The organism is Amycolatopsis panacis (assembly GCF_003600245.1).
In the GTDB taxonomy this organism is placed as follows: Bacteria; Actinomycetota; Actinomycetes; order Mycobacteriales; family Pseudonocardiaceae; genus Amycolatopsis; species Amycolatopsis sulphurea.
In genome coordinates, this window is the sequence record NZ_QZFV01000080.1 from 13,221 (window position 1) to 32,697 (window position 19,477).

Here is a 19,477-nt window from a genome sequence, read left to right on the forward strand (position 1 = left end):
CCGGGGTGGTCTAGTCCAGATAGTCGCGCAGCACCTGGGAGCGCGAAGGGTGTCGCAGTTTCGACATCGTCTTCGACTCGATCTGCCGGATCCGCTCGCGCGTGACCCCGTAGACCTGGCCGATCTCGTCGAGGGTGCGGGGCTGCCCGTCGGTGAGGCCGAAGCGCAGCCGGACCACGCCCGCCTCGCGTTCGGACAGCGTCTGCAGCACCGACTGGAGCTGGTCCTGCAGCAGCGTGAACGACACCGCGTCCACCGCCACCACGGCCTCGCTGTCCTCGATGAAGTCACCGAGCTGCGAGTCGCCCTCGTCGCCGATGGTCTGGTCCAGCGAGATCGGCTCCCGCGCGTACTGCTGGATCTCCAGGACCTTCTCCGGCGAGATGTCCATCTCCTTGGCGAGTTCCTCGGGCGTCGGCTCGCGGCCGAGGTCCTGCAGGAGCTCACGCTGGATGCGGCCGAGCTTGTTGATGACCTCCACCATGTGCACCGGGATGCGGATGGTGCGGGCCTGGTCGGCCATCGCCCGGGTGATCGCCTGGCGGATCCACCAGGTGGCGTAGGTGGAGAACTTGTAGCCCTTGGTGTAGTCGAACTTCTCCACCGCGCGGATCAGGCCGAGGTTGCCCTCCTGGATCAGGTCCAGGAACGCCATGCCGCGGCCGGTGTAGCGCTTGGCCAGCGAGACCACCAGCCGGAGGTTGGCCTCCAGCAGATGGTTCTTGGCCCGCTCCCCGTCGCGCACGATCCACTTGAGATCGCGGCGCATCTGGGTGGGGAGCTTCTCGCCCTCCTCCTCGGCGGTGCGCACGCGCTCGGCGGCGTAGAGCCCGGCCTCGATCCGCTTGGCCAGCTCCACCTCCTCCTCGGCGTTGAGCAGCGCGACCTTGCCGATCTGCTTGAGGTAGGCACGCACCGAGTCGGCCGAGGCGGTGAGCTCGGCGTCCTTGCGCGCCTGGCGCAGGGCCTCGGACTCCTCCTCGTCCCAGACGAAGTCCGGGTTGTCCGAGGAAGAGGACGACGACTTGCCCTTGTCGGCGGCGGCGGCGCGACGGCGCGCCGCGGGCGTGCCGGTCTCCTCGGCCTCCTCCTCGTCGTCCGAGTCGTCCTCGGTCTCGTCGTTGACCGTCTCGTCGACCACGTCGACCTCGACCTCCTCGAGGTCGGACAGGTCCGGGCTGTCCAGCTCGGCCTCGTCCGGCTCGCCGGGGCCGTCCGGCTCGCCGTCCTCGGTCTTGGGCGCCGCCTTGCCGGCGGGCTTGCGGGCCGGAGCCTTCTTCGCCGCGGTCTTCTTCGCACCTGCCGACTTGGTGGCGGTCTTGCGCGGCGCGGGCTTCGCCTCGCCGGTGGCTGCCTCGTCGGCCGGCTCGCCGGCTGCGGTCGCTGTCTTCGTCCCGCTTCGGGTTGCGGTTCTTGCGGCTGCCACTTACGCCCTTTCGCAGCGGTCGATCATGACGAACCGAGATGTCGACACCTCGGCTGCCTCACATTCGGGGAACACGCCCCGGCCTGCGGATTTCCCTCCCGCAGCCGTGCGCTGCGTTCCATTGTAACGACGTCGGCCCGGTGCGTCGCGAAGCGATCACCCTCCGGCCTGCCGCTCGTGACCGTTCCGAGACGCGGGGCGGCCCCCGGGGTCAGTGCCCGATGCCCTCCACGGCCGCCGCCGCGGCCCCGACGATGCCCGCGTTGTTCTGCAGTGATGCGACCACGACAGGGGTGCGCACGTCCAGCAGCGGCACCCATTTCTCGCTCTTTTTGCTCACCCCGCCGCCGACCAGGAACAGATCCGGCCAGATCAGGTTCTCCAGCACGGTCAGGTAGCGGTGCACCCGCTTGGCCCAATCCGGGTACGAGAGGCCCTCGTTGTCCTTCACCGAGGCCGCGGCCCGCTTCTCCGCGTCGTGTCCGTCGACCTCCAGATGGCCGAGTTCGGTGTTGGGCACGAGCTTGCCGTCGTGGAACACGGCGCTGCCGATGCCGGTGCCGAAGGTCAGCAGCGCGGACACGCCGGTGCGCGCGGCCGGATCGCCGAAGCGGATCTCGGCCATGCCCGCCGCGTCCGCGTCGTTGAGCATCGCGACGTCTGCGACGTCGAGGCCGAGCCGTTCGGCGAACAGCGTGTCGGCGTCCGTGCCGATCCACTTGTGGTCGATGTTGGCCGCGGTGTGCGCGACGCCCTTCTTCACCACGGCGGGCAGCGTCACGCCGACCGGCCCGTCCCACCCGGCGGCGCGGACGATCTCCGCGACCACGTCGGCCACCGCGTCGGGGGTGGACGGCTGCGGCGTGTCGATCCGGTGCCGATCGCCGATCAGCTGTCCCTGGTCCAAATCGACCAGCGCGCCCTTGATCCCGCTGCCGCCGATGTCGATTCCGAAACCTCGGGTCGCCGTCACTGACGTGGTCCCTTCTCGCACGATTCAGAAGCCTGCTGCGGAGACTTTAACCGGATGTGATGACATGGCCGACGTGGGAGCTGACGAGTTGGTGCTGAAGAAGATCGCCGAGCAGGTCGCGGCCGAGGCCGCCGAGCTGGTCCGGTCCGCGTGGGAATCCCTGCGCGCGGGCGGGGACCTGAGGGTGGACACGAAATCCGCGGAAACCGATGTGGTCACCGCGGCCGATCGGGAGTCCGAGGAGCTGGTGCGGGCCCGCCTGGCCGTGCTGCGCCCGGGCGAACCGGTGCTCGGCGAGGAGGGCGGCGGCACGGCCGCGAGCGGCGGGGTGACCTGGGTCGTCGATCCGATCGACGGCACCGTGAACTTCCTGTACGGCCTCCCCGATTTCGCGGTGTCGATCGCGGCGCAGGTGGACGGCGTCTCGGTGGCGGGCGCGGTGATCGAACCGGTCAGCGGCCGCTGCTGGACCGCCGCCCGCGGCGAGGGCGCCTGGCTCGACGGGCGGCGGCTGTCGGTGTCCGAACCGGAGCGGCTCGACCTCGCGTTGGTCGGTACCGGATTCGCGTACGTGCGTGAGCGCCGCGTCCGCCAGGCTGCGCTCGTGGCCGCGCTGGCCGGCGAGGTCCGCGACATCCGCCGCCGCGGCGCGGGCTCGCTGGACTTGTGCGCGACCGCCGCGGGCTGGCTGGACGCGTACTTCGAGCACGGCCTGCACCGGTGGGACTGGGCCGCGGGCGGGCTCGTGGCCGAGGAGGCCGGTGCGACCGTGCTGCTGCCGGGCAGCGCCCCGGACCTGGGCGAGGACATGACGTTCGTCGCGGCCCCGCCGATCGCCGCGCAGCTGCGCGAGCGGCTGGCCGCGCACGGCGCCGCCGGAATCTGACGGCGGCTCGGCAGGATTCGGCAGGTTCAGCAGGTGACGTCGCGGGCGGCGGCGAGCAGGGTCTGATCGACCATCGGCGCGCCCCCCCCCCACGACTGCTCGCTGCCGCCACCACTGCCCTGGTGGGCGTGGGACCAGTCGGAGAGCTGCTTGAGCACGGTGCGGGCCTCGGCGCGTGGCTGGATGTCGGTGAAGAGCTTGCCGGTGGCCAGATCGACGCTGGCGTCCCGGCGGTTGTCGTGGACCAGCTCCGCGCACGGGGCCACCAGGCTCACCGTGCGGGCGGCGGCGGCGCCGTTGTCGCCGTAGCGGATCTGGCCGCGGCACTGCGCGTCGCCCTTGGGGTAGGCCGGGTCGTTGCCGGGGTCGCCGATGCCGGTGAAGCCCAGCTCGCGCAGCGCGGAGGTGGCGATGCCGCCCTGGCCGCGGGTGGTGCTGGCGTTGAGCACCTTCAGCGTGATCTTGTCCGGCGGGATGGGGGAGCGGTCGTCGAGACCGTTGTGCGGCACGGTGGTGAAGACCGCGCCCGGCGGCGGAGCGGGATCGGGCGTGCAGCGCACCGCCTCGTCGACATCGCCGCGGCCGACCACCGCGTTGACCCAGACGACCACCGCGCCGAGCGCGAGCACCCCGATCACGATGAGCGCGGGCAATGGCCGGTGCCTGCGATAGGGCCGCGCATCACGGTTGCCCGAGCCGTTCCCCGACGCCACTGCCGCGTCCCCTTCCCCGAAGCGGGGATCCCGCGGCCCCGCTGTAGCCGACGGTGTACTCACCGGAACCGTCGTAGCCGGTGAGCCTAGGCGTTACCTCCCGCACCCGGTGGTGCGGGGCGCCTTCGCCGCCGTGCGCCCCGAGCAGCCGTCCCCGGAACCCCCGCGTCCCCAATCAGCCGATCGCACCACGACCGGCCGCGAGGGGGCAAGCGGACACGGCGGCCGGGTGCGCTTCGTGACTTGCCCGCAACCCGAACGGAGGATGTGCGTCTCACCTGCGCATTCCCCCTGCCGGGTGACGTGTGACGGGCATTGCCCGACTCGGTGCGGGGCGCGCCCGGCGGTGAGCTACCCTTCCCGGGCTCCGGCCGCGGAAAGCGGGCCCTGCCAGCTGAGACCTCGGTCACTGCGTGCGCCGGGCACAAACCGGGGCGCTGGAACGTTGACCAGCGGCACGACCGGATCCGGGTCCCGCCCGGACCGGGGTAGGACGACAAGCAGATTCGCAGGGGTGAGGGACACCATGGCTACCGACTACGACGCGCCGCGCCGCAGCGAAGCCGACGAGCTGGCCGAAGACTCGTTGGAGGAGCTGAAGGCCCGGCGCAACGAGAACCAGTCCGGCGTCGTCGACGTCGACGAGGACGCGAGCGCGGAGAACTTCGAACTGCCCGGCGCGGACCTGTCCGGGCTCTCGGGCGAGGACATGACGGTGAAGGTCGTGCCGAAACAGGCCGACGAGTTCACCTGCTCCGTGTGCTTCCTGGTGCACCACCGCAGCCGGCTCGCCGAGGAGAGCGGCGGGCGGCTGATCTGCCGCGACTGCGCCTGAGCCGTCCCGCGCGGGCGGACTTCGAAGGCCCGGCCCCGGCCGGGGAACGGGGATCAGGGAAACCACAGTCGCGGCAGCGGGGGAACGCAGGTCGCACGAACCAGAACGAAAGGGACCGGCCCGCCGGGCCGGTCCCTTTCATCGTCGTGTCCGCGAGCGCGGCTCAGCCGGCTTCGCGCAGCAGGTCCGCGACGCGCTGCGGGTGACGGGTGCTGAACAGCCAGTACGGGGTCGGGTCGGCCGGGTCGGTCAGCCGGATCCGCACCGCCGGGCCCACCCAGCCGCGGTGCAGCACGAATGCCGAGGGATCGCCGTCGCGGCCGAGGGCGTGCCGCTTGGCGTCGCCGGTTAGCACTTCGATCTCGCCGGCGAAGCGCAGGGGCAGGTGGGCCTCGCCCACCCATAGCTCCGGTTCGGCGCCGCCGCTCACCCGGACCCGGGAGCGGCCCAGCGACAGCAGCAGCGCCGCCATCACCAGCACGGCCACCGGCAGCGGGATCCACACCGGCACCGCCGGGTAGCCCAGGTGGATTTCGACGCCGAGCAGGACCGCTCCGAGCATCGGCAGGAGCCATCCCCACCACGGCACGTACAGCCGTTCGGAGTGCCGGAGGACGCCGGGCCCGGCGGTGTTCAAGCGATCAGCCACGCGGCCAGGGTAGTCTCGCCGCCCGTGTCCAGCGTTCAGGTACTCCTCCAACGGCTCGATCCGGATGTCCCGCCGCCCGCCTACGCGCGGCCGGGCGATGCCGGCGCCGATCTCGTCACCACCTCGGATATCGTGCTCGGACCCGGCGAGCGCGGGGTCGTCGGCACCGGGGTGGCGATCGCGCTGCCGCCCGGGTACGCCGGGTTCGTGCATCCTCGCTCCGGGCTCGCCGCGCGCGCCGGGCTGTCGGTGGTGAACACGCCCGGCACGATCGATGCCGGGTATCGCGGCGAGATCCGGGTCTGCCTGATCAACCACGATCCGCGGGAGAAGCTGGTGCTCGCCCGCGGCGACCGGATCGCGCAGCTGGTGGTGCAGCAGGTGGCGCAGGTGGAGTTCGTCGAAGTCGCCGAGCTGGACGGCACCGAACGCGGCGCGGGCGGCTACGGCTCGACCGGCGGGCACGCCACACTGGTCCCCGACACGGAGCAGGCCGGGGAAGGAACGGAGAGCTAGTGGGGATTTTCGGACGCAAGCGCGGGTCCGGTGGCAACGGGCGCGGCCCCGGGACCGAGCCGGAGGAGACCGGCGCGGACGACGCGGTCGAACCCGGTGACCGGTTGTCGGAGACCTCGGACGGGCCGTTCGACGTCGCCGACGCCGAGGACGACGGCATCCCGCGGATCGACCTCGGCTCGGTGAAGGTGCCGGTGCCGGACGGTTCGCAGGTCCAGGTCGAGATGGACCCCGACGCGGGCGGGGTGCGCGCGGTGCACATCGTGACCGAGCACGGCCAGATCACGGTGAGCGGGTACGCCGCGCCGCGGTCCGGCGGGCTGTGGCGCGAGGTGAGCGCGGAGCTGGGCGATCAGCTGCGCGCGGACGGGGCGAAGGTCAACGTCGGCCGCGGCGAGTGGGGCATGGAGCTGTCGGCCATCATCGGCGACGTCGCGCTGCGGTTCGTCGGCGTGGACGGCCCGCGCTGGATGCTGCGCGGCGTGATCGCCGGGCCGCAGTCCGCAGCGGCGCAGGCCCCGGAGGTGCTGCGGGCCATCGTGCGCCGCACCGTTGTGGACCGCGGGGACTCGCCGATGCCGGTGCGTACCCCGCTGCCGATCACGCTGCCCGAGGCGGTCGCGCAGCACATCGCCGAACAGCAGGGCTGATGCGTCACCGCGCGCGCAAATAGGCCAGCACGGTGGCTCGGCCCAGGGATTCGGGGTCCGCGCCGAGCGCGGCCAGCGTGGTCTCCACGTACTGCGCGCGCGGGAGCGCTCCGGCCCACTCGCGGGCCACGTCTGCCGGGTGGATCGGGTCGTCGGTGCACGCCCCGATCCCGGCGGGCACGGCCAGCCCACGCAACGCTTCGAGGGTGGGCGCGGGCCTGCGGGCTGCGACGCGGAGCCCGGCCGCCAGCCCGGACCCGTGCCTCGGCCACGCCCGGCCCAGCTCCGCGGCGAGCCACGGCGGGCTGCTCGCTTCGGCTTGGGTCAGCGCGGCGGCCACGCCGTGGGCGGCCACCAGATCCGCGGTGAGCGTCGCAGACCGCGCGGCGGGTGCCTGGCCGGGTTCGCCGTGCCAGGCCGGGAGAGCGGCGAGCAGGCCCGCGCATCGGCCCGGATGCGCGACCGCCCACTCCGCGGCCAGATGCGCGCCGAAGGAGATCCCGCCGGCCAGCACCGGGCCGTGCTGCGCGGAGAGTCGGTCCAGCGCCGTGAGGAAGCCCTCCGCGAGCCCGGAGCCGGGGACCGGGGCGGGGGTGTACAACGGCACGCCGAGAGCGGCCAGCGGGCCGCCGAACACCGCGCGGACGAACACCTCGTCGGAGCCGGTGCCGGGCAGCAGAACGGCGGCCGGAACCGGGATCGCGGACGTCACGTTGCGATCTTGCCGCAAACCGGTTTCGCTTGCCTGGACCACAGCTACGCTGGAGACGCACGGGCCGCGGGATGTCGGCGGCCCCGGAGCACAGGAGCACACCATGTCCGCCAAGGACGGCGGCTACTTCAGCCGGCTGGTTCGCAAGCTGACCAGTGACGTCGAGGACCTCGACGCCGACGAGATGTCCGAACGGTCCGGGGCCGAAGGCGCGCAGCGGGCGTGCGACTGCCGCTCCGGCGAAGAGGTGACCGTTCTCGGCAGATTGCGCAGTGTGGAGCTGTGCCCGACCGACGGCGCGGCGACCCTTCAGGCGGAGCTGTTCGACGGCACTCAGGGTGTGACGCTAATCTGGCTCGGCCGACGCCGGATTCCCGGCATCGAGCCCGGTCGCACCGTCAAGGTCCGCGGCCGGATGGCCGAACGGGATGGGCAGAAGGTGCTCTACAACCCGTACTACGAACTCCAGAGCCCCGTAGGGTGATCGACTCTCGTGACTGAACCTGCCCCGCACGACCGCCGGCCCGTGCCCGGCGTTGACGCGACCCCGTCCGCCGCGCCCGGAGCCGAGGCGCCGGGCGCCGGGATGCCGGAAACCGACGTGCCCGGCACCGGGGCTCCCTCCTCCGCGGCGGCCGGCGATGCGAAGGAACCGGACGCCAAGCCGACCATGCTGGACCAGATGGGCGGGACCGCCGGCCTGTTCTACTCCTCGCTGCCGGTGATCTTCTTCGTCCTGCTCAACTCCCTGTTCGGGCTGACCGTGGCGATCTGGGGCTCGCTCGGCGGCGCGGTGGCCATCACCGTGCTGCGGATGGTGCGCAAGGAGCCGCTGCAGCCGGCCATCTCCGGGTTCTTCGGGGTGGCGATCGCGGCCTTCATCGCCTACCGCACCGGCTCGGCGAAGGGGTTCTTCCTCTTCGGCATCTGGACCAGCCTGCTCTACTGCGGGGTGTTCGTGGCCTCCATCCTGGCGCGCTGGCCGCTGGCCGGGGTGGCCTGGAACGCGCTGAACGGCAAGGGCACCGCCTGGCGCAAGGACAAGGTCTCGATCCGCGGCTACGACATCGCCACGCTGGCGCTGGCGCTGGTCTTCGCGGCCCGGTTCGTGGTGCAGCGCTGGCTCTACGACAGCGACTACACCGGCTGGCTGGCCTTCGCCAAGATCGCGATGGGCTACCCGCTCTACGCGCTGGGCCTGCTCGTCCTCGTCTGGGCGGTGCGTCGTTCGGACAAGCGGCTCAAGGCCCTCGCCGAGACCGCGCCCACCCCGGAGACCGACGCCGAGGCCGAAACCCGCCTGCGCCGCAAATACGCCCAATCGCCCACCCCCGAGGCCTGATCCCCGCCTGATTCCCTTTTCGGGGAAGCTCAGTAGCCGAGGGCGGAGCGGATCTCCGGTTCGACGTCCGAGGTCGCCACGAACAGCAGCTCGTCGCCGGGCTCCAGCGGGTCCTCCGGCTGCGGCACGATGACCCGGTCCCCGCGCAGGATGGTGACCAGCGCCGCGTCCCGCGGCAGGGCCAGCTCGCTCACCGGACGTCCGGCCAGCGGCGTCTCCGCGGGCAGGGTCAGCTCCACCAGGTTCGCCTGGCTCTGCCGGAAGGTCATCAGCCGCACCAGATCGCCGACGCTCACCGCCTCCTCGACCATCGCGGCGAGCATCCTCGGCGTGGACACCGCCACGTCCACGCCCCACGCATCGGTGAACAGCCACTCGTTGCCTGGGCTGTTCACCCGCGCCACCACCCGGCGGACCGCGAACTCGGTCTTCGCCAGCAGGGACACCACGAGGTTGGCCTTGTCGTCCCCGGTCGCGGCGATCACCACGTCGCACTGCTCGATCCCGGACTCCTCCAGGATGGACACCTCGCAGGCGTCGCCGAGCACCCAGTCGGCCTGGGGCACCGACTCCGGCTCGAACTGACCCGCCTCCCGCTCGATCAGCATCACCTGGTGATTGCCGTCGATCAGCTCCGTGGCGATGGACTGCCCGACGGCGCCCGCGCCGGCGATCGCGACCCGCATCAGTTCTCCTCCTCCGGGGCCCGAGCGGCCACGCTCGTCACATCGCCGACGGTGCCCGATCGCGCCGCCACCCAGACCACGTCGTCGGCCTGCACCACGGTCTTTCCGTCGGGCAGCACGCCGGTGCCGAAGCGCATGATGAACGCCACCCGGGCACCGGTCGCCTCCTGCAGCGTCTGCACGCTGTGGCCCACCCAGCCCTCGTGCAGCGGCAGCTGCAGCAGCGCCACGTTGCCGGAGGGATCGCGCCAGGCCGAGGCCACGCCGTCGGGCAGCAGGGTGCGCAGGAACCGGTCGGTGGTCCACGGCACGGTGGCCACCGTCGGGATGCCGAGCCGCTCGTACACCGCGGCCCGTTTGTGGTCGTAGATCCGCGCGACCACGTGCTCCACACCGAAGTTCTCGCGTGCCACCCGGGCGGAGATGATGTTGGAGTTGTCGCCGCTGGACACCGCGGCGAACGCGCCGGCCCGCTCGATGCCCGCCTGGATGAGCACCTGCCGGTCGAACCCGATCCCGACCACCTGCTCGCCGTGGAAGTCGCTGCCGAGCCTGCGGAAGGCCTGCTGGTTCTTGTCGATGACGGCCACGTCGTGGCCGAGCCGCTCCAGCGCCGCGGCCAGGGAGGCGCCGACCCGGCCGCATCCCATGATCACCACGTGCACGCTCAGCCTCCTTGCGGGGTATGGATGACCCGCGTTCCGGGTACCCTCTGACACCAGCGCCGAACCTACCCTGCCCGGGGCCGGGGGAGTCCACCGTCCTCCCCTCCGCCGCCCTGAAATCGGCAGGCGCCGCTCCGCTGTAGATTCCTGACTGTGTCGAAGTTCCCGACTGTGCTGAAGCGGCTGGTCCTCGGGCGCCCGTTCCGCAGCGACCGGCTGGCCCACACCCTGCTGCCGAAGCGCATCGCCCTGCCGATCTTCGCCTCCGACGCGCTGTCCAGCGTGGCGTACGCGCCGGAGGAGATCTTCCTGACCCTGAGCTTCGCCGGCCTGTCCGCGTACGCGTTCGCGCCGTGGATCGGGGTGGCTGTCGCGCTGGTCATGCTGACGGTGGTCGCCTCCTACCGCCAGAACGTGCACGCCTATCCGAGCGGGGGCGGCGACTACGAGGTCGCCGGGACCAACCTGGGCGGCAGGTTCGGCCTGACCGTGGCGAGCGCGCTGCTGGTGGACTACGTGCTCACGGTCGCGGTGTCGACCTCCTCCGGGGTGGCCAACATCGGCTCGGCGATCCCCTGGGTGGCCGAGCACAAGGTGCTCGCGGCGGTGGTGATCGTCGCCGTGCTCAGCGCGCTGAATCTGCGCGGGGTGCGCGAATCGGGCAAAGCGTTCGCGATTCCCACCTACGGGTTCATCCTGGGCATCCTGGTGATGGTGGTCTGGGGTCTGGTGGAGACGGCCACCGGCACCGAGATGCGGGCCGAGAGCGCGGGCTTCCAGCTGCACTCGGAGGGCGACTGGACCGGGTTCGCGTTCGTCTTCCTGATCCTGCGCGCGTTCTCCTCCGGCGCCGCCGCGCTGACCGGGGTCGAGGCGATCAGCAACGGCGTGCCCGCCTTCCGCAAGCCGAAATCCAAGAACGCGGCCACCACGCTGCTGCTGATGGGCGTGCTCGCGGTGACCATGCTGGTCGGCATCATCACCCTCGCGGTGATCACCCGGGTCAACTTCGCGGACAACCCGGCGCAGCAGCTGCAGGGCGCGCCCGCCGGGTACGAGCAGAAGACCATTGTGGCGCAGATCGCGCACGCGGTGTTCGCGGACTTCCCGCCCGCGTTCTACTACATCTCCTTCTCCACCGGCATCATCCTGCTGCTGGCCGCGAACACCGCGTTCAACGGGTTCCCGGTGCTCGGCTCGATCCTCGCCCAGGACCGGTACCTGCCGCGGCAGCTGCACACCCGCGGGGACCGGCTGGCCTTCTCCAACGGCATCCTGTTCCTGGCGGCGTTCGCGCTGGTGCTGATCATCGCCTTCGACGCCGAGGTGACCCGGCTGATCCAGCTCTACATCGTGGGCGTGTTCGTGTCCTTCACGGTGAGCCAGACGGGCATGCTCCGGCACTGGAACCGGTTGCTGGCCAAGGAGACCGACCCCGCCGTGCGGCGGCGGATGCGGCGTTCGCAGACGGTGAACGCGATCGGCCTGACCATGACCGGTACCGTGCTGGTGATCGTGCTGATCACCAAGTTCCTGCTCGGCGCGTGGATCGCGATCGCCGCGATGGTGGCGATCTTCGTGCTGATGACCGCGATCCGCAAGCACTACGACCGGGTGGCCGAGGAGCTCAAGGAACTCGACGACACCCCGACCGTGCTGCCCTCGCGCAATCACGCGATCGTGCTGGTGTCCAAGTTGCACCGGCCGACGCTGCGGGCGCTGGCCTACGCCAAGGCGATGCGCCCGGACGTGCTCGAAGCGGTCACCGTCAACGTGGACGACGCGGACACCCGGCGGCTCACCCAGGAATGGGAGGAGCACAAGTTCAAGGTGCCGCTCAAGGTGGTCGAGTCGCCATACCGGGAGATCACGAAACCGGTGCTGGAGTATGTGAAGCGGGTCCGCGGCGCGAACCCGCGCGACGTGGTCACCGTGTTCATCCCGGAGTACGTGGTGGGGCACTGGTGGGAGCAGGTGCTGCACAACCAGAGTGCGTTGCGGCTCAAGGGGCGGCTGCTGTTCCAGCCCAGCGTGGTGGTGGCCAGCGTGCCGTGGCAGCTGGAATCCTCGGCGAAGGCCGTGGCCCGCGCGCGGCGAACGCGCCCGGCCGCCGGTGACGTGCGGCGCGGGTTCGGGCCAGGCGGCCCGCGCCCGCCCGCGGGATCGAACGCCGCGGGATCGAACAAGGGCGGAACGAACTCTGCCGGAACCGACAAAGAAAGCGCGGAATGAGCGAGAACTGGCTGGGCCGGACTCTGGAGCTGGAGATCGGACCGGTGGCGCACGGCGGGCACTGTGTGTCCCGAGTGGACGGACGGGTGGTGTTCGTCCGGCACGGGCTGCCCGGCGAGCGCGTGCGGGCAGAGGTGACCGAGGACAAGGGCGGTGCGTTCTGCCGGGCCGACGCGGTCGAGGTCCTCGCGGCGTCGGCGCATCGGGTCACCCCGCCCTGCCCGCTGGCCGCGCCGGGCGGGTGCGGCGGCTGTGATTGGCAGCACGCGGATCCGGGCTACCAGCGGGAGCTGAAGGCGGCCGTGGTGGCCGAGCAGCTGCAGCGGCTGGCCGGCCTCTCCCGCGAAGTGGTCGTGGAACCGCTGGACGGCGGCCCGCTCGGCTGGCGTACGCGGGTGCGGCTGGTGGCCGGGCGAGACGGCCGCGCAGGCTTGCGTGCGCACCACAGTCATCGCGTGATTCCGTTGGACGACTGCCCGATCACGGTGCCGGGCGCGCTGGCGCAGCCGCTGTCGAGGCGGTGGAAGCCGGGTACGGAGCTGGAAGTGACCAGCGACGGCGACAGCCGGGTGCACGTGCGTGAACTGTCCACAGTGCACGGACGCACCCGTGGCCGTCAGCTGTCCGGTGGCGAGGCCGTCCAGCATGCCGCGGATCGCGACTGGCGACTGGATGCCCACGGCTTCTGGCAGGGGCATCCGCTCGCCGCGGACACCTTCGCGCGGCTGGTCGCGAAGTGGGCCGAGGTGCCGCAAGGCGGGGTGGCGTGGGATCTCTACGCCGGTGTCGGGTTGTTCGCCTCGGTGCTCGCCGAGCAGGCCGGGCCGGAAGGCCTTGTGTACGCGGTGGAATCGAGCCGCCGCGCGGTGTCCGACGGCGAGCGGAACCTCGCCGATCTGCCGCAGGTGCGGTGGCGGGCCGGCCGTGTGGAGCACGTGCTCGCGGACGCGCCGAAGCCGGTGGACGTGGTCGTGCTCGATCCACCACGCAAGGGCGCCGGCCGGGCGGTCGCGGACGCGGTGGCCGAGGGCGAACCGGACCGGATCGTGTACGTGGCCTGTGATCCGGCAGCGCTCGCCCGGGATGTGGCGTACTTCGCCGAGCACGGCTACTCGCTCACCGAGCTACGTGCCTTCGACGCGTTCCCGATGACGCACCACGTGGAATGCGTGGCGCTGCTGCAATAGCGCGTCAGCGGGCGAGTGCGGCGGCGAGCTTCGGTACGCACTCCTGCAGCCCGTACGGCACGCTCAGCGCGGTCGGGAAGGCGAGCGCGATCGCCGTGGTCATCTCCAGCGGCACGTACGCGCCGCGTTGCACGGCAGGGATGCGCTGGAACAGCGGTTCGGCCTCCAGACGCTTGCGGCTCTCCGGCGTGGCGTACGTCAGGACGAGCACGTCGGCATCGAGCAGGTCGAGCCTTTCCGGGCTGATCTGCGAGCGGCCGGGAATCGAGGTCTGCGGCAGCGCGGTGACCTTCGGCGACAGCACGAGTCCCAGCTGCCCCAGGAACAGCGCGGACGAGTCCTGTGCGCTGCTGATGGTGGTGACCGTGCCGTCCGCGACCACCGGGCCGATGGTGAAGGTCCGGCCGGCGAACCCGGGATGGGCCTGTTTCGCCGCGGTGATCCGGTGTTCCACGTCGGTGACGAGCCGTTCGGCGTCGGCGGACCGGCCGAGCGCGGCGCCGATCCGGCGGGTGGTGACCTGCCAGGTGTCCTTGTTGTAGCCCGCCGCGGGCGAGATCGTGGGCGCGATTCCGCTGCGCGTGCGGTAATCGCGGGCCAGAGTCGACCGGTCGGTGCCGAGGATGAGGTCCGGGCGTGCCGCGGCGATCCGTTCGAACGGCAGCTCCACGTCGGCGAACAGCTCCGGCAGGCGGTCCCCGGCACGGGCCTTGAGCCACGGCGAGAGCCCGCCCGGCAGGAACTTGCTCAGATCCGGGGTGAGCAGCGGGGCCACCCCGAGCGCCACGGCTGCGTCGGTATCGCGGTACTGGCCCACCGAAACGACCCGCTCCGGCCGCCGGGGCACGGTCGCGGTGCCCTGAACTCCGCGCACGTCGACCGGGTAGCCCGGACCGGCCTCGCCTTCGGGAGCCCCGGAGCGGCCGCTGCAGGCGGCGAGCGTGGCGGTGGCCGACAACGCCGTCGCGGCCCGCAGGAAATCCCGCCGTCCGAGGCCTGCGCGGGGCAGCGGGGGACGGGCGGCGTCGGCCGATCTCCAAGCGGGCATGCGCGGATATTAGGTAAGGTTTGCCTGACTTTCAACCCTCGGGAGTGAACCCGCTGTGACCGTGCTCATAAACGAGCTGGGGGGCATCCCGACTGTCCGGAGGAAGGCTGCACGATCCGTTGCCGCGCGGCCGATCCCGTTCGAGGAGGGGTGACATGGCCTTACTCAGGAACATGGCGCTGGCGAGTGTGGTCATGGGGATGACGAGTCTGGGGTTCGCGGCGCCTGCGGAGGGCGCGCCGCTGAAATGGACTCCGCGCGCGCAGCCGGCTCCTTCCTGGCCGGCACGAGCGCCGAATGCGCCTCGGTGACCGTGCCGGTCGACTACGCCCAGCCGGGCGGGCGGTCGATCCCGGCTTCCGATCCGGCGGACCGGCGCGGGGTGCTGGTGCTTCATCCCCGGCGGGCCGGGGATGAAGTTGCCCGAGCAGGTGGGCACGAGCCGCCTCGGTGAGCTGGGCAAGTACCACGACCTGGCCGGTTTCGATCCGCGGGCGACCGGGTTCGGCACGCAGATCGACTGCCAGGCCTTCGGCGGCCCGCAGCCGCGTGCCGGGGCGTCCGAAAAGGACACAGCGCTCGAACGGATCCGCCGGCGGGCACTGGCAGCTGCGACGGTGCCGGAGCCGTGACCCCTCGGTCCGGCTGACCGGCTTCGCCGAGGAGACCGTCCTGCCCCCGGGACAGGACGGTCTGTCCTTACCGGGAACCCTCTTCCGGCCCGCCCGCGGCCGGGGCGGCGTGATCGGCCAGCACTCCGATCCGGTGCCGTTGCACGAACCAGTAGTAGGCGAAGCCTCCGGCCGCGAACACGCCGACGAACAGCACCGAGATCCACTGCAGGTACCAGTGATAGGGCGGGGACGCGTTGTAGATCTCGTTGCGGGGCCAGGCCAGGTTGATCGTCATCACGCCGCCCCAGAGCACGGCGAGCACGTTCACCGGCAGGCCCCAGCGGCCGAGGGAGAACCGGCCCGGCGGGGCGTCCTCGCGTGGCCAGCCGCCGCGCAGCCTGCGGACCAGCATGGGCACCGTCACCAGCAGGTAGGACAGGTAGATCAGGATGATCGCCAGGCTGGTCACGGCGGAGAAGATCTGCGTCGAGTCGATGTTGACCAGCAGCAGCGCGACCGCGAGCACGCCGATCACGATCGCGGGCAGCACCGGGGTGCCGGTCTTCTCGGTGACCCGGGCCAGTTTCGAACCGCAGGGCAGCGCGTTGTCCCGTGCCATCGCGAAGGCGATCCGGATCGCCGCGGTGTGCACCGCCAGCACGCACACGGTGATCGCGATGAACACCACGAACAGGAACATCCGGCCGACCGCCGGACCGAGCGCGTCGGTGAGCACGTACTGGAGGCCGGCCGTGCCGAGTTCGGGTGCGTGGATGTCGCCGACCGCCATCAGCGCGAACAGGATGATCAGCCCGCCCAGCAGGAACGAGGCGATCAGCGCGCGCATGATCGCCTTCGGCGCGTTGCGGTGCGGGTTCAGCGATTCCTCGCCGAGCGACGCCGCGGTGTCGAAGCCGTACATCACGTACGAGGAGGCGATGCCCGCGATGAGGAACGCGCCGAGGTAGCCGCCCGCGTGCCCGGCGCCGGTGCCGTTGGTCTCGGTCACCACACCCGGCCCGCGCACGAGGTGGAAGGCCAGGAACACCACCAGCAGCACCGCGAACAGCAGCTCCACGAACACTCCGGCGCTGTTGATCCGGGCCATCAGCTTGACGCCGAACGCGTTGACCAGCGTCGTGAACACGATCAGCAGAGCGGCCAGCAGCACGCCGTTGGCCGCGTCGCTGGTGCCCGTGCCGTCACCGATGAACTGGAAGAACGACGAGATCTGCGGCAGCGTGCGCTGGTACGCCAGCGCGGTCGCGGAGATCGAGACGATCGAGGCGAGCAGCATCATCCAGCCCGCCATCCAGGCCAGATGCGGGTTGCTGAGCTTCTTCGCCCAGTTGTAGACCGAGCCCGCCACCGGATAGTGCGCGGCCAGTTCGGCGAAGCACAGCGCCACCATCAGCTGACCGGCGAAGACCGCGGGCCAGGACCACCAGTACGCCGGCCCGCCCTCGGAAAGACCGAGGTAGGACAGCTGGAAGACGCCGGTGAGCACCGAGATGTAGCTGATCCCGGCGGCGAAGGTGTGGAAGCCGCCGAGGGTTCTCCTGAGCTGGTTGGTGTAGCCGAACTCGTTCAGTTCACGGTCGCCGGAGTCGCTCAACGGCACGGTTCCTTCCGGTGGGGATCGGGGTTCGCGGATTCCGGAGCGAACTGCCCGGGGGGTCCCCGGCCGGGCGGCCGGTTCGCCACGGGCCGGGCCGCCGCGCGGACCAGAGCGCCCTCCGCCGGACGGCGGATCTCGCTTCGCCCGCCTGCGCGCGCATCCACCCGTTCGCCGCCGATGGGCACCTCCACCATGGGATCCTCTCGTACCGGGTGATCGAAGGGGAGTATCTCGGCGACGCGGGGTGACCGCGCGCTGGCCGGGCGAGGTTACAATTCGCCCGGTCGTGCAGTTGCTCTTACGTGGGACGTTGTGACTCGTGCCGCCGTGGCCGCGGCGGTGCTGGCGGGCGTCCGTAGACTGGCCGGAACCGGCGGACGAAGCGGACAGCGAGCGGGAACGGACGAGGTGGAGCTGTGACGATGCTGGACTCGGTGCGGGGACCGGCGGACCTGAAGCGCCTGAGCGTCGAGGACCTCGGCGAGCTGGCGGCCGAGATCAGGGACTTTCTCGTCGACAAGGTGCGCCGCTCCGGCGGGCACCTCGGGCCGAACCTCGGGGTGGTGGAGCTGACCCTGGCCCTGCACCGGGTGTTCGACTCGCCGCGGGACGCGATCATCTGGGACGTCGGGCACCAGTCCTACGTGCACAAGATCGTGACCGGCCGGCACCCCGGCTTCGACCGGCTGCGCCAGCAGGGCGGGCCGACCGGCTACCCGTGCCGCGGCGAGAGCGAGCACGACCTGGTGGAGAACAGCCACGCCTCCACCGCACTGTCCTATGTGGACGGGCTGGCGAAGGCCTTCGAGCTGGCCGGCGGGCCGCGCCGGCACGCGATCGCGGTGGTCGGCGACGGGGCGCTGACCGGCGGGATGTGCTGGGAGGCGCTGAACAACATCGCCGCGCACAAGGACCGCCCGCTGGTCATCGTGGTCAACGACAACGGCCGGTCCTACTCGCCGACCATCGGCGGGATGGCCGACCATCTGGCCGCGCTGCGGCTGCAGCCCGGCTACGAGCGGCTGCTCGACGGCGGCCGCGAGATCCTGCGCAGCACGCCGGTGGTGGGCAAGCCGCTCTACGCCGCGCTGCACGCCGCGAAGGCCGGCATCAAGGACGCGCTGAGCCCGCAGGTGATGTTCTCCGATCTGGGCCTGAAGTACCTCGGTCCGGTGGACGGGCACGACCTGGCCGCGCTGGAGAAGGCGTTCCAGAGCGCGCGGGCCTTCGGCGGCGCGGTGATCGTGCACGTGGTCACCGAGAAGGGCCACGGGTACGCGCCCGCGGTGAACCACCAGGCCGACCAGATGCACCAGACCGATCCGATCGATCCGGAGACCGGCCTGCCGCCGGTGAAGGGCCCGAGCTGGACCGGGGTGTTCGGCGAAGAGCTGGTGAAGATCGGCGCGGAGCGCGAGGACGTGGTGGCGATCACCGCGGCGATGCTGCGCTCGACCGGGCTGGAGAAGTTCGCCGAGCGGTTCCCGGACCGCTGGTTCGACGTGGGCATCGCCGAGCAGCACGCGGTGACCTCGGCGGCCGGGCTCGCGATGGGCGGCTACCACCCGGTGGTGGCGGTGTACTCGACGTTCCTCAACCGTGCGTTCGACCAGGTGCTGATGGACGTGGCCCTGCACCGCCAGCCGGTCACCCTGGTGCTGGACCGGGCGGGCATCACCGGCCCGGACGGCCCGAGCCACCACGGGATGTGGGACCTGTCGCTGCTGGGCATGGTGCCCGGGATGCGGGTGGCCGCTCCGCGTGACCCGGGCACGCTGCGCGAGGAGCTGCGCGAAGCGGTCGCGGTGCAGGACGGCCCGACCGCGCTGCGCTTCTCGAAGGGCAGCGTCGGCCCGGACGTACCCGCTGTGGAGCGTCTGGGCACGGTCGACCTCCTGCGTCGTCCGCAGGGCTCGGCAGACGTGCTGCTGGTCGCCGTGGGCGCGTTCGCGAAGCTCGCGCTGGAGGCTTCGGGCCGGCTGGCCGATCAGGGCATCGGCGTCACGGTGGCGGACCCGCGCTGGGTGGTCCCGGTGCCCGCGGAGCTGGTCGCGCTGGCCGAGCAGCACAAGCTCGTGGTGACGGTGGAGGACAGCGGACGCCACGGCGGCTTCGGTTCCGCGCTGGCCGCGGTCTTGCGCGACGCGGACTGCGACGTCCCGCTGCGTGACCTGGCGGTGCCACAGTCGTTCCACGAGCACGGATCGCGAGACGAGGTGCTGGACCGGGTGGGCCTGACCGCGCAGGACGTGGCCCGCCGGATCACTGAGTGGGCCTCCGGCCGCCTGGGCAGCGACGTGTCCGAGACGGCGGACGAGCAGCCCCGTACCTGACCTGTTTTTGGGGGCGAAGGTGGAATCTTCGCCCCTCATGCGAAGCGCGTCATCACGTGCTTCACGCGGGTGTACTCGGCGAAGGAGTACGCCGAGAGGTCCTTGCCGCGCGTGAAAGGCGATGTACGCGGGCGACGTCGTTGGTCCAGACCGAAGAAGCCAGGCCGTACGGGACGCCGTTGGCCATTTCGAGCGCTTCGGTCTCGTCGGTGAACGGCTGTACGGTCACCACGGGTGCGAAGACTTCTTCCTGCACCAGCTCGTCGTCCTGGCGCAGCCCGGACACGACGGTCGGTGTCAGCTGAAAGCCAGCGACGCAGCGTACAGTACAGCGTCCACTTCAGACTGTCCGGAGAGGACGCTGTGGCCCACGATCGCACCGGTTGCCGGAT

The 19,477-nt window shown here is 71.4% G+C and carries 19 protein-coding genes and 1 pseudogene; 10 read left to right on the forward strand and 10 right to left on the reverse strand.

Going from position 1 to position 19,477, the window contains the following annotated elements:
• Positions 1-10: 10 nt before the first annotated feature.
• Entirely contained in the window at positions 11-1,426 is a 1,416-nt protein-coding gene (locus D5S19_RS14485; protein ID WP_120023869.1) for an RNA polymerase sigma factor, read from the reverse strand.
• Between the two features lie 211 nt (positions 1,427-1,637).
• Positions 1,638-2,399: a polyphosphate--glucose phosphotransferase gene (gene ppgK, locus D5S19_RS14490; protein WP_120023870.1), complete on the reverse strand. Its 762-nt coding sequence runs from the start codon at positions 2,397-2,399 to the stop codon at positions 1,638-1,640.
• A 64-nt stretch (positions 2,400-2,463) separates the two neighbouring features.
• Between ppgK and D5S19_RS14495 the strand changes: the two genes are divergently transcribed.
• Positions 2,464-3,285, forward strand: coding sequence for an inositol monophosphatase family protein (locus tag D5S19_RS14495; RefSeq protein ID WP_120023871.1), 822 nt, complete (start codon positions 2,464-2,466; stop codon positions 3,283-3,285).
• Between the two features lie 26 nt (positions 3,286-3,311).
• On the opposite strand, the gene cei is transcribed toward D5S19_RS14495, so the two are convergent.
• On the reverse strand, positions 3,312-3,998 hold the full coding sequence (gene cei / locus D5S19_RS14500; protein ID WP_120023872.1) for an envelope integrity protein Cei: 687 nt from the start codon (positions 3,996-3,998) through the stop codon (positions 3,312-3,314).
• Between the two features lie 526 nt (positions 3,999-4,524).
• Here cei and D5S19_RS14505 point away from each other — a divergent pair.
• Positions 4,525-4,833 (forward strand): DUF4193 domain-containing protein, encoded by a 309-nt coding sequence (locus D5S19_RS14505; protein WP_098509297.1) that lies wholly within the window; start codon positions 4,525-4,527, stop codon positions 4,831-4,833.
• A 163-nt stretch (positions 4,834-4,996) separates the two neighbouring features.
• Here D5S19_RS14505 and D5S19_RS14510 read toward each other — a convergent pair whose 3' ends face one another.
• On the reverse strand, positions 4,997-5,482 hold the full coding sequence (locus tag D5S19_RS14510) for a DUF3093 domain-containing protein (RefSeq protein ID WP_120023873.1): 486 nt from the start codon (positions 5,480-5,482) through the stop codon (positions 4,997-4,999).
• A gap of 24 nt (positions 5,483-5,506) precedes the next feature.
• On the opposite strand from D5S19_RS14510, the gene dut reads away from it, so the two are divergent.
• Together dut and D5S19_RS14520 are read left to right on the forward strand one after the other, a co-directional pair.
• Positions 5,507-5,998, forward strand: coding sequence for a dUTP diphosphatase (gene dut, locus D5S19_RS14515; RefSeq protein ID WP_120023918.1), 492 nt, complete (start codon positions 5,507-5,509; stop codon positions 5,996-5,998).
• A complete protein-coding gene (locus tag D5S19_RS14520) occupies positions 5,998-6,648 on the forward strand; it encodes a DUF3710 domain-containing protein (RefSeq protein ID WP_120023874.1) in 651 nt (216 codons plus the stop codon). The genes dut and D5S19_RS14520 overlap by 1 nt, the downstream gene beginning before the upstream one ends.
• Positions 6,649-6,652: 4 nt before the next feature.
• Here the strand turns inward: D5S19_RS14520 and D5S19_RS14525 are convergent, their stop codons facing one another.
• Entirely contained in the window at positions 6,653-7,360 is a 708-nt protein-coding gene (locus tag D5S19_RS14525) for an alpha/beta fold hydrolase (protein ID WP_120023875.1), read from the reverse strand.
• 103 nt (positions 7,361-7,463) lie between these two features.
• Here D5S19_RS14525 and D5S19_RS14530 point away from each other — a divergent pair, with 103 nt between their 5' ends.
• Together D5S19_RS14530 and D5S19_RS14535 are read left to right on the forward strand one after the other, a co-directional pair.
• Positions 7,464-7,844, forward strand: a complete 381-nt coding sequence (locus D5S19_RS14530; protein WP_120023876.1) for an OB-fold nucleic acid binding domain-containing protein — start codon at positions 7,464-7,466, stop codon at positions 7,842-7,844.
• Positions 7,845-8,030: 186 nt separating this feature from the next.
• The gene (locus tag D5S19_RS14535) at positions 8,031-8,702 is read left to right on the forward strand and encodes a DUF3159 domain-containing protein (RefSeq protein ID WP_233573917.1); all 672 of its coding nucleotides are present in this window, start codon (positions 8,031-8,033) and stop codon (positions 8,700-8,702) included.
• Between the two features lie 29 nt (positions 8,703-8,731).
• Here D5S19_RS14535 and D5S19_RS14540 read toward each other — a convergent pair whose 3' ends face one another.
• On the reverse strand, positions 8,732-9,388 hold the full coding sequence (locus D5S19_RS14540; RefSeq protein ID WP_098509301.1) for a potassium channel family protein: 657 nt from the start codon (positions 9,386-9,388) through the stop codon (positions 8,732-8,734).
• Entirely contained in the window at positions 9,388-10,053 is a 666-nt protein-coding gene (locus D5S19_RS14545; RefSeq protein ID WP_120023878.1) for a potassium channel family protein, read from the reverse strand. The genes D5S19_RS14540 and D5S19_RS14545 overlap by 1 nt, the downstream gene beginning before the upstream one ends.
• Positions 10,054-10,206: 153 nt before the next feature.
• Here D5S19_RS14545 and D5S19_RS14550 point away from each other — a divergent pair, with 153 nt between their 5' ends.
• Both D5S19_RS14550 and D5S19_RS14555 read left to right on the forward strand, forming a co-directional pair.
• On the forward strand, positions 10,207-12,285 hold the full coding sequence (locus D5S19_RS14550) for an APC family permease (RefSeq protein WP_233573899.1): 2,079 nt from the start codon (positions 10,207-10,209) through the stop codon (positions 12,283-12,285).
• The gene (locus D5S19_RS14555; protein ID WP_120023879.1) at positions 12,282-13,472 is read left to right on the forward strand and encodes a class I SAM-dependent RNA methyltransferase; all 1,191 of its coding nucleotides are present in this window, start codon (positions 12,282-12,284) and stop codon (positions 13,470-13,472) included. The genes D5S19_RS14550 and D5S19_RS14555 overlap by 4 nt, the downstream gene beginning before the upstream one ends.
• A gap of 4 nt (positions 13,473-13,476) precedes the next feature.
• On the opposite strand, the gene D5S19_RS14560 is transcribed toward D5S19_RS14555, so the two are convergent.
• Positions 13,477-14,520 (reverse strand): ABC transporter substrate-binding protein, encoded by a 1,044-nt coding sequence (locus D5S19_RS14560; RefSeq protein ID WP_120023880.1) that lies wholly within the window; start codon positions 14,518-14,520, stop codon positions 13,477-13,479.
• Between the two features lie 413 nt (positions 14,521-14,933).
• On the opposite strand from D5S19_RS14560, the gene D5S19_RS14570 reads away from it, so the two are divergent.
• A complete protein-coding gene (locus tag D5S19_RS14570; RefSeq protein ID WP_147397398.1) occupies positions 14,934-15,152 on the forward strand; it encodes a hypothetical protein in 219 nt (72 codons plus the stop codon).
• A 67-nt stretch (positions 15,153-15,219) separates the two neighbouring features.
• Here D5S19_RS14570 and D5S19_RS14575 read toward each other — a convergent pair whose 3' ends face one another.
• On the reverse strand, positions 15,220-16,749 hold the full coding sequence (locus tag D5S19_RS14575; RefSeq protein ID WP_120023919.1) for an APC family permease: 1,530 nt from the start codon (positions 16,747-16,749) through the stop codon (positions 15,220-15,222).
• Between the two features lie 419 nt (positions 16,750-17,168).
• Between D5S19_RS14575 and dxs the strand changes: the two genes are divergently transcribed.
• Positions 17,169-19,085, forward strand: coding sequence for a 1-deoxy-D-xylulose-5-phosphate synthase (gene dxs / locus D5S19_RS14585; RefSeq protein WP_120023884.1), 1,917 nt, complete (start codon positions 17,169-17,171; stop codon positions 19,083-19,085).
• Positions 19,086-19,120: 35 nt separating this feature from the next.
• Here the strand turns inward: dxs and D5S19_RS14590 are convergent.
• A pseudogene (locus D5S19_RS14590) lies at positions 19,121-19,395 on the reverse strand (aldehyde dehydrogenase family protein); the annotation flags it as partial.
• Between the last annotated feature and the right edge of the window lie 82 nt (positions 19,396-19,477).

What these genes read in the sequence shown, in the direction of transcription:
- D5S19_RS14495 (WP_120023871.1), top strand. Translation starts at nt 2,464, where the DNA reads ATGGCCGACGTGGGAGCTGACGAGTTGGTGCTGAAGAAGATCGCCGAG.
- D5S19_RS14505 (WP_098509297.1), top strand. Translation starts at nt 4,525, where the DNA reads ATGGCTACCGACTACGACGCGCCGCGCCGCAGCGAAGCCGACGAGCTG.
- D5S19_RS14530 (WP_120023876.1), top strand. Translation starts at nt 7,464, where the DNA reads ATGTCCGCCAAGGACGGCGGCTACTTCAGCCGGCTGGTTCGCAAGCTG.
- D5S19_RS14535 (WP_233573917.1), top strand. Translation starts at nt 8,031, where the DNA reads ATGCTGGACCAGATGGGCGGGACCGCCGGCCTGTTCTACTCCTCGCTG.
- D5S19_RS14540 (WP_098509301.1), bottom strand. Translation starts at nt 9,388, where the DNA reads ATGCGGGTCGCGATCGCCGGCGCGGGCGCCGTCGGGCAGTCCATCGCC.
- D5S19_RS14555 (WP_120023879.1), top strand. Translation starts at nt 12,282, where the DNA reads ATGAGCGAGAACTGGCTGGGCCGGACTCTGGAGCTGGAGATCGGACCG.
- D5S19_RS14560 (WP_120023880.1), bottom strand. Translation starts at nt 14,520, where the DNA reads ATGCCCGCTTGGAGATCGGCCGACGCCGCCCGTCCCCCGCTGCCCCGC.
- D5S19_RS14570 (WP_147397398.1), top strand. Translation starts at nt 14,934, where the DNA reads ATGAAGTTGCCCGAGCAGGTGGGCACGAGCCGCCTCGGTGAGCTGGGC.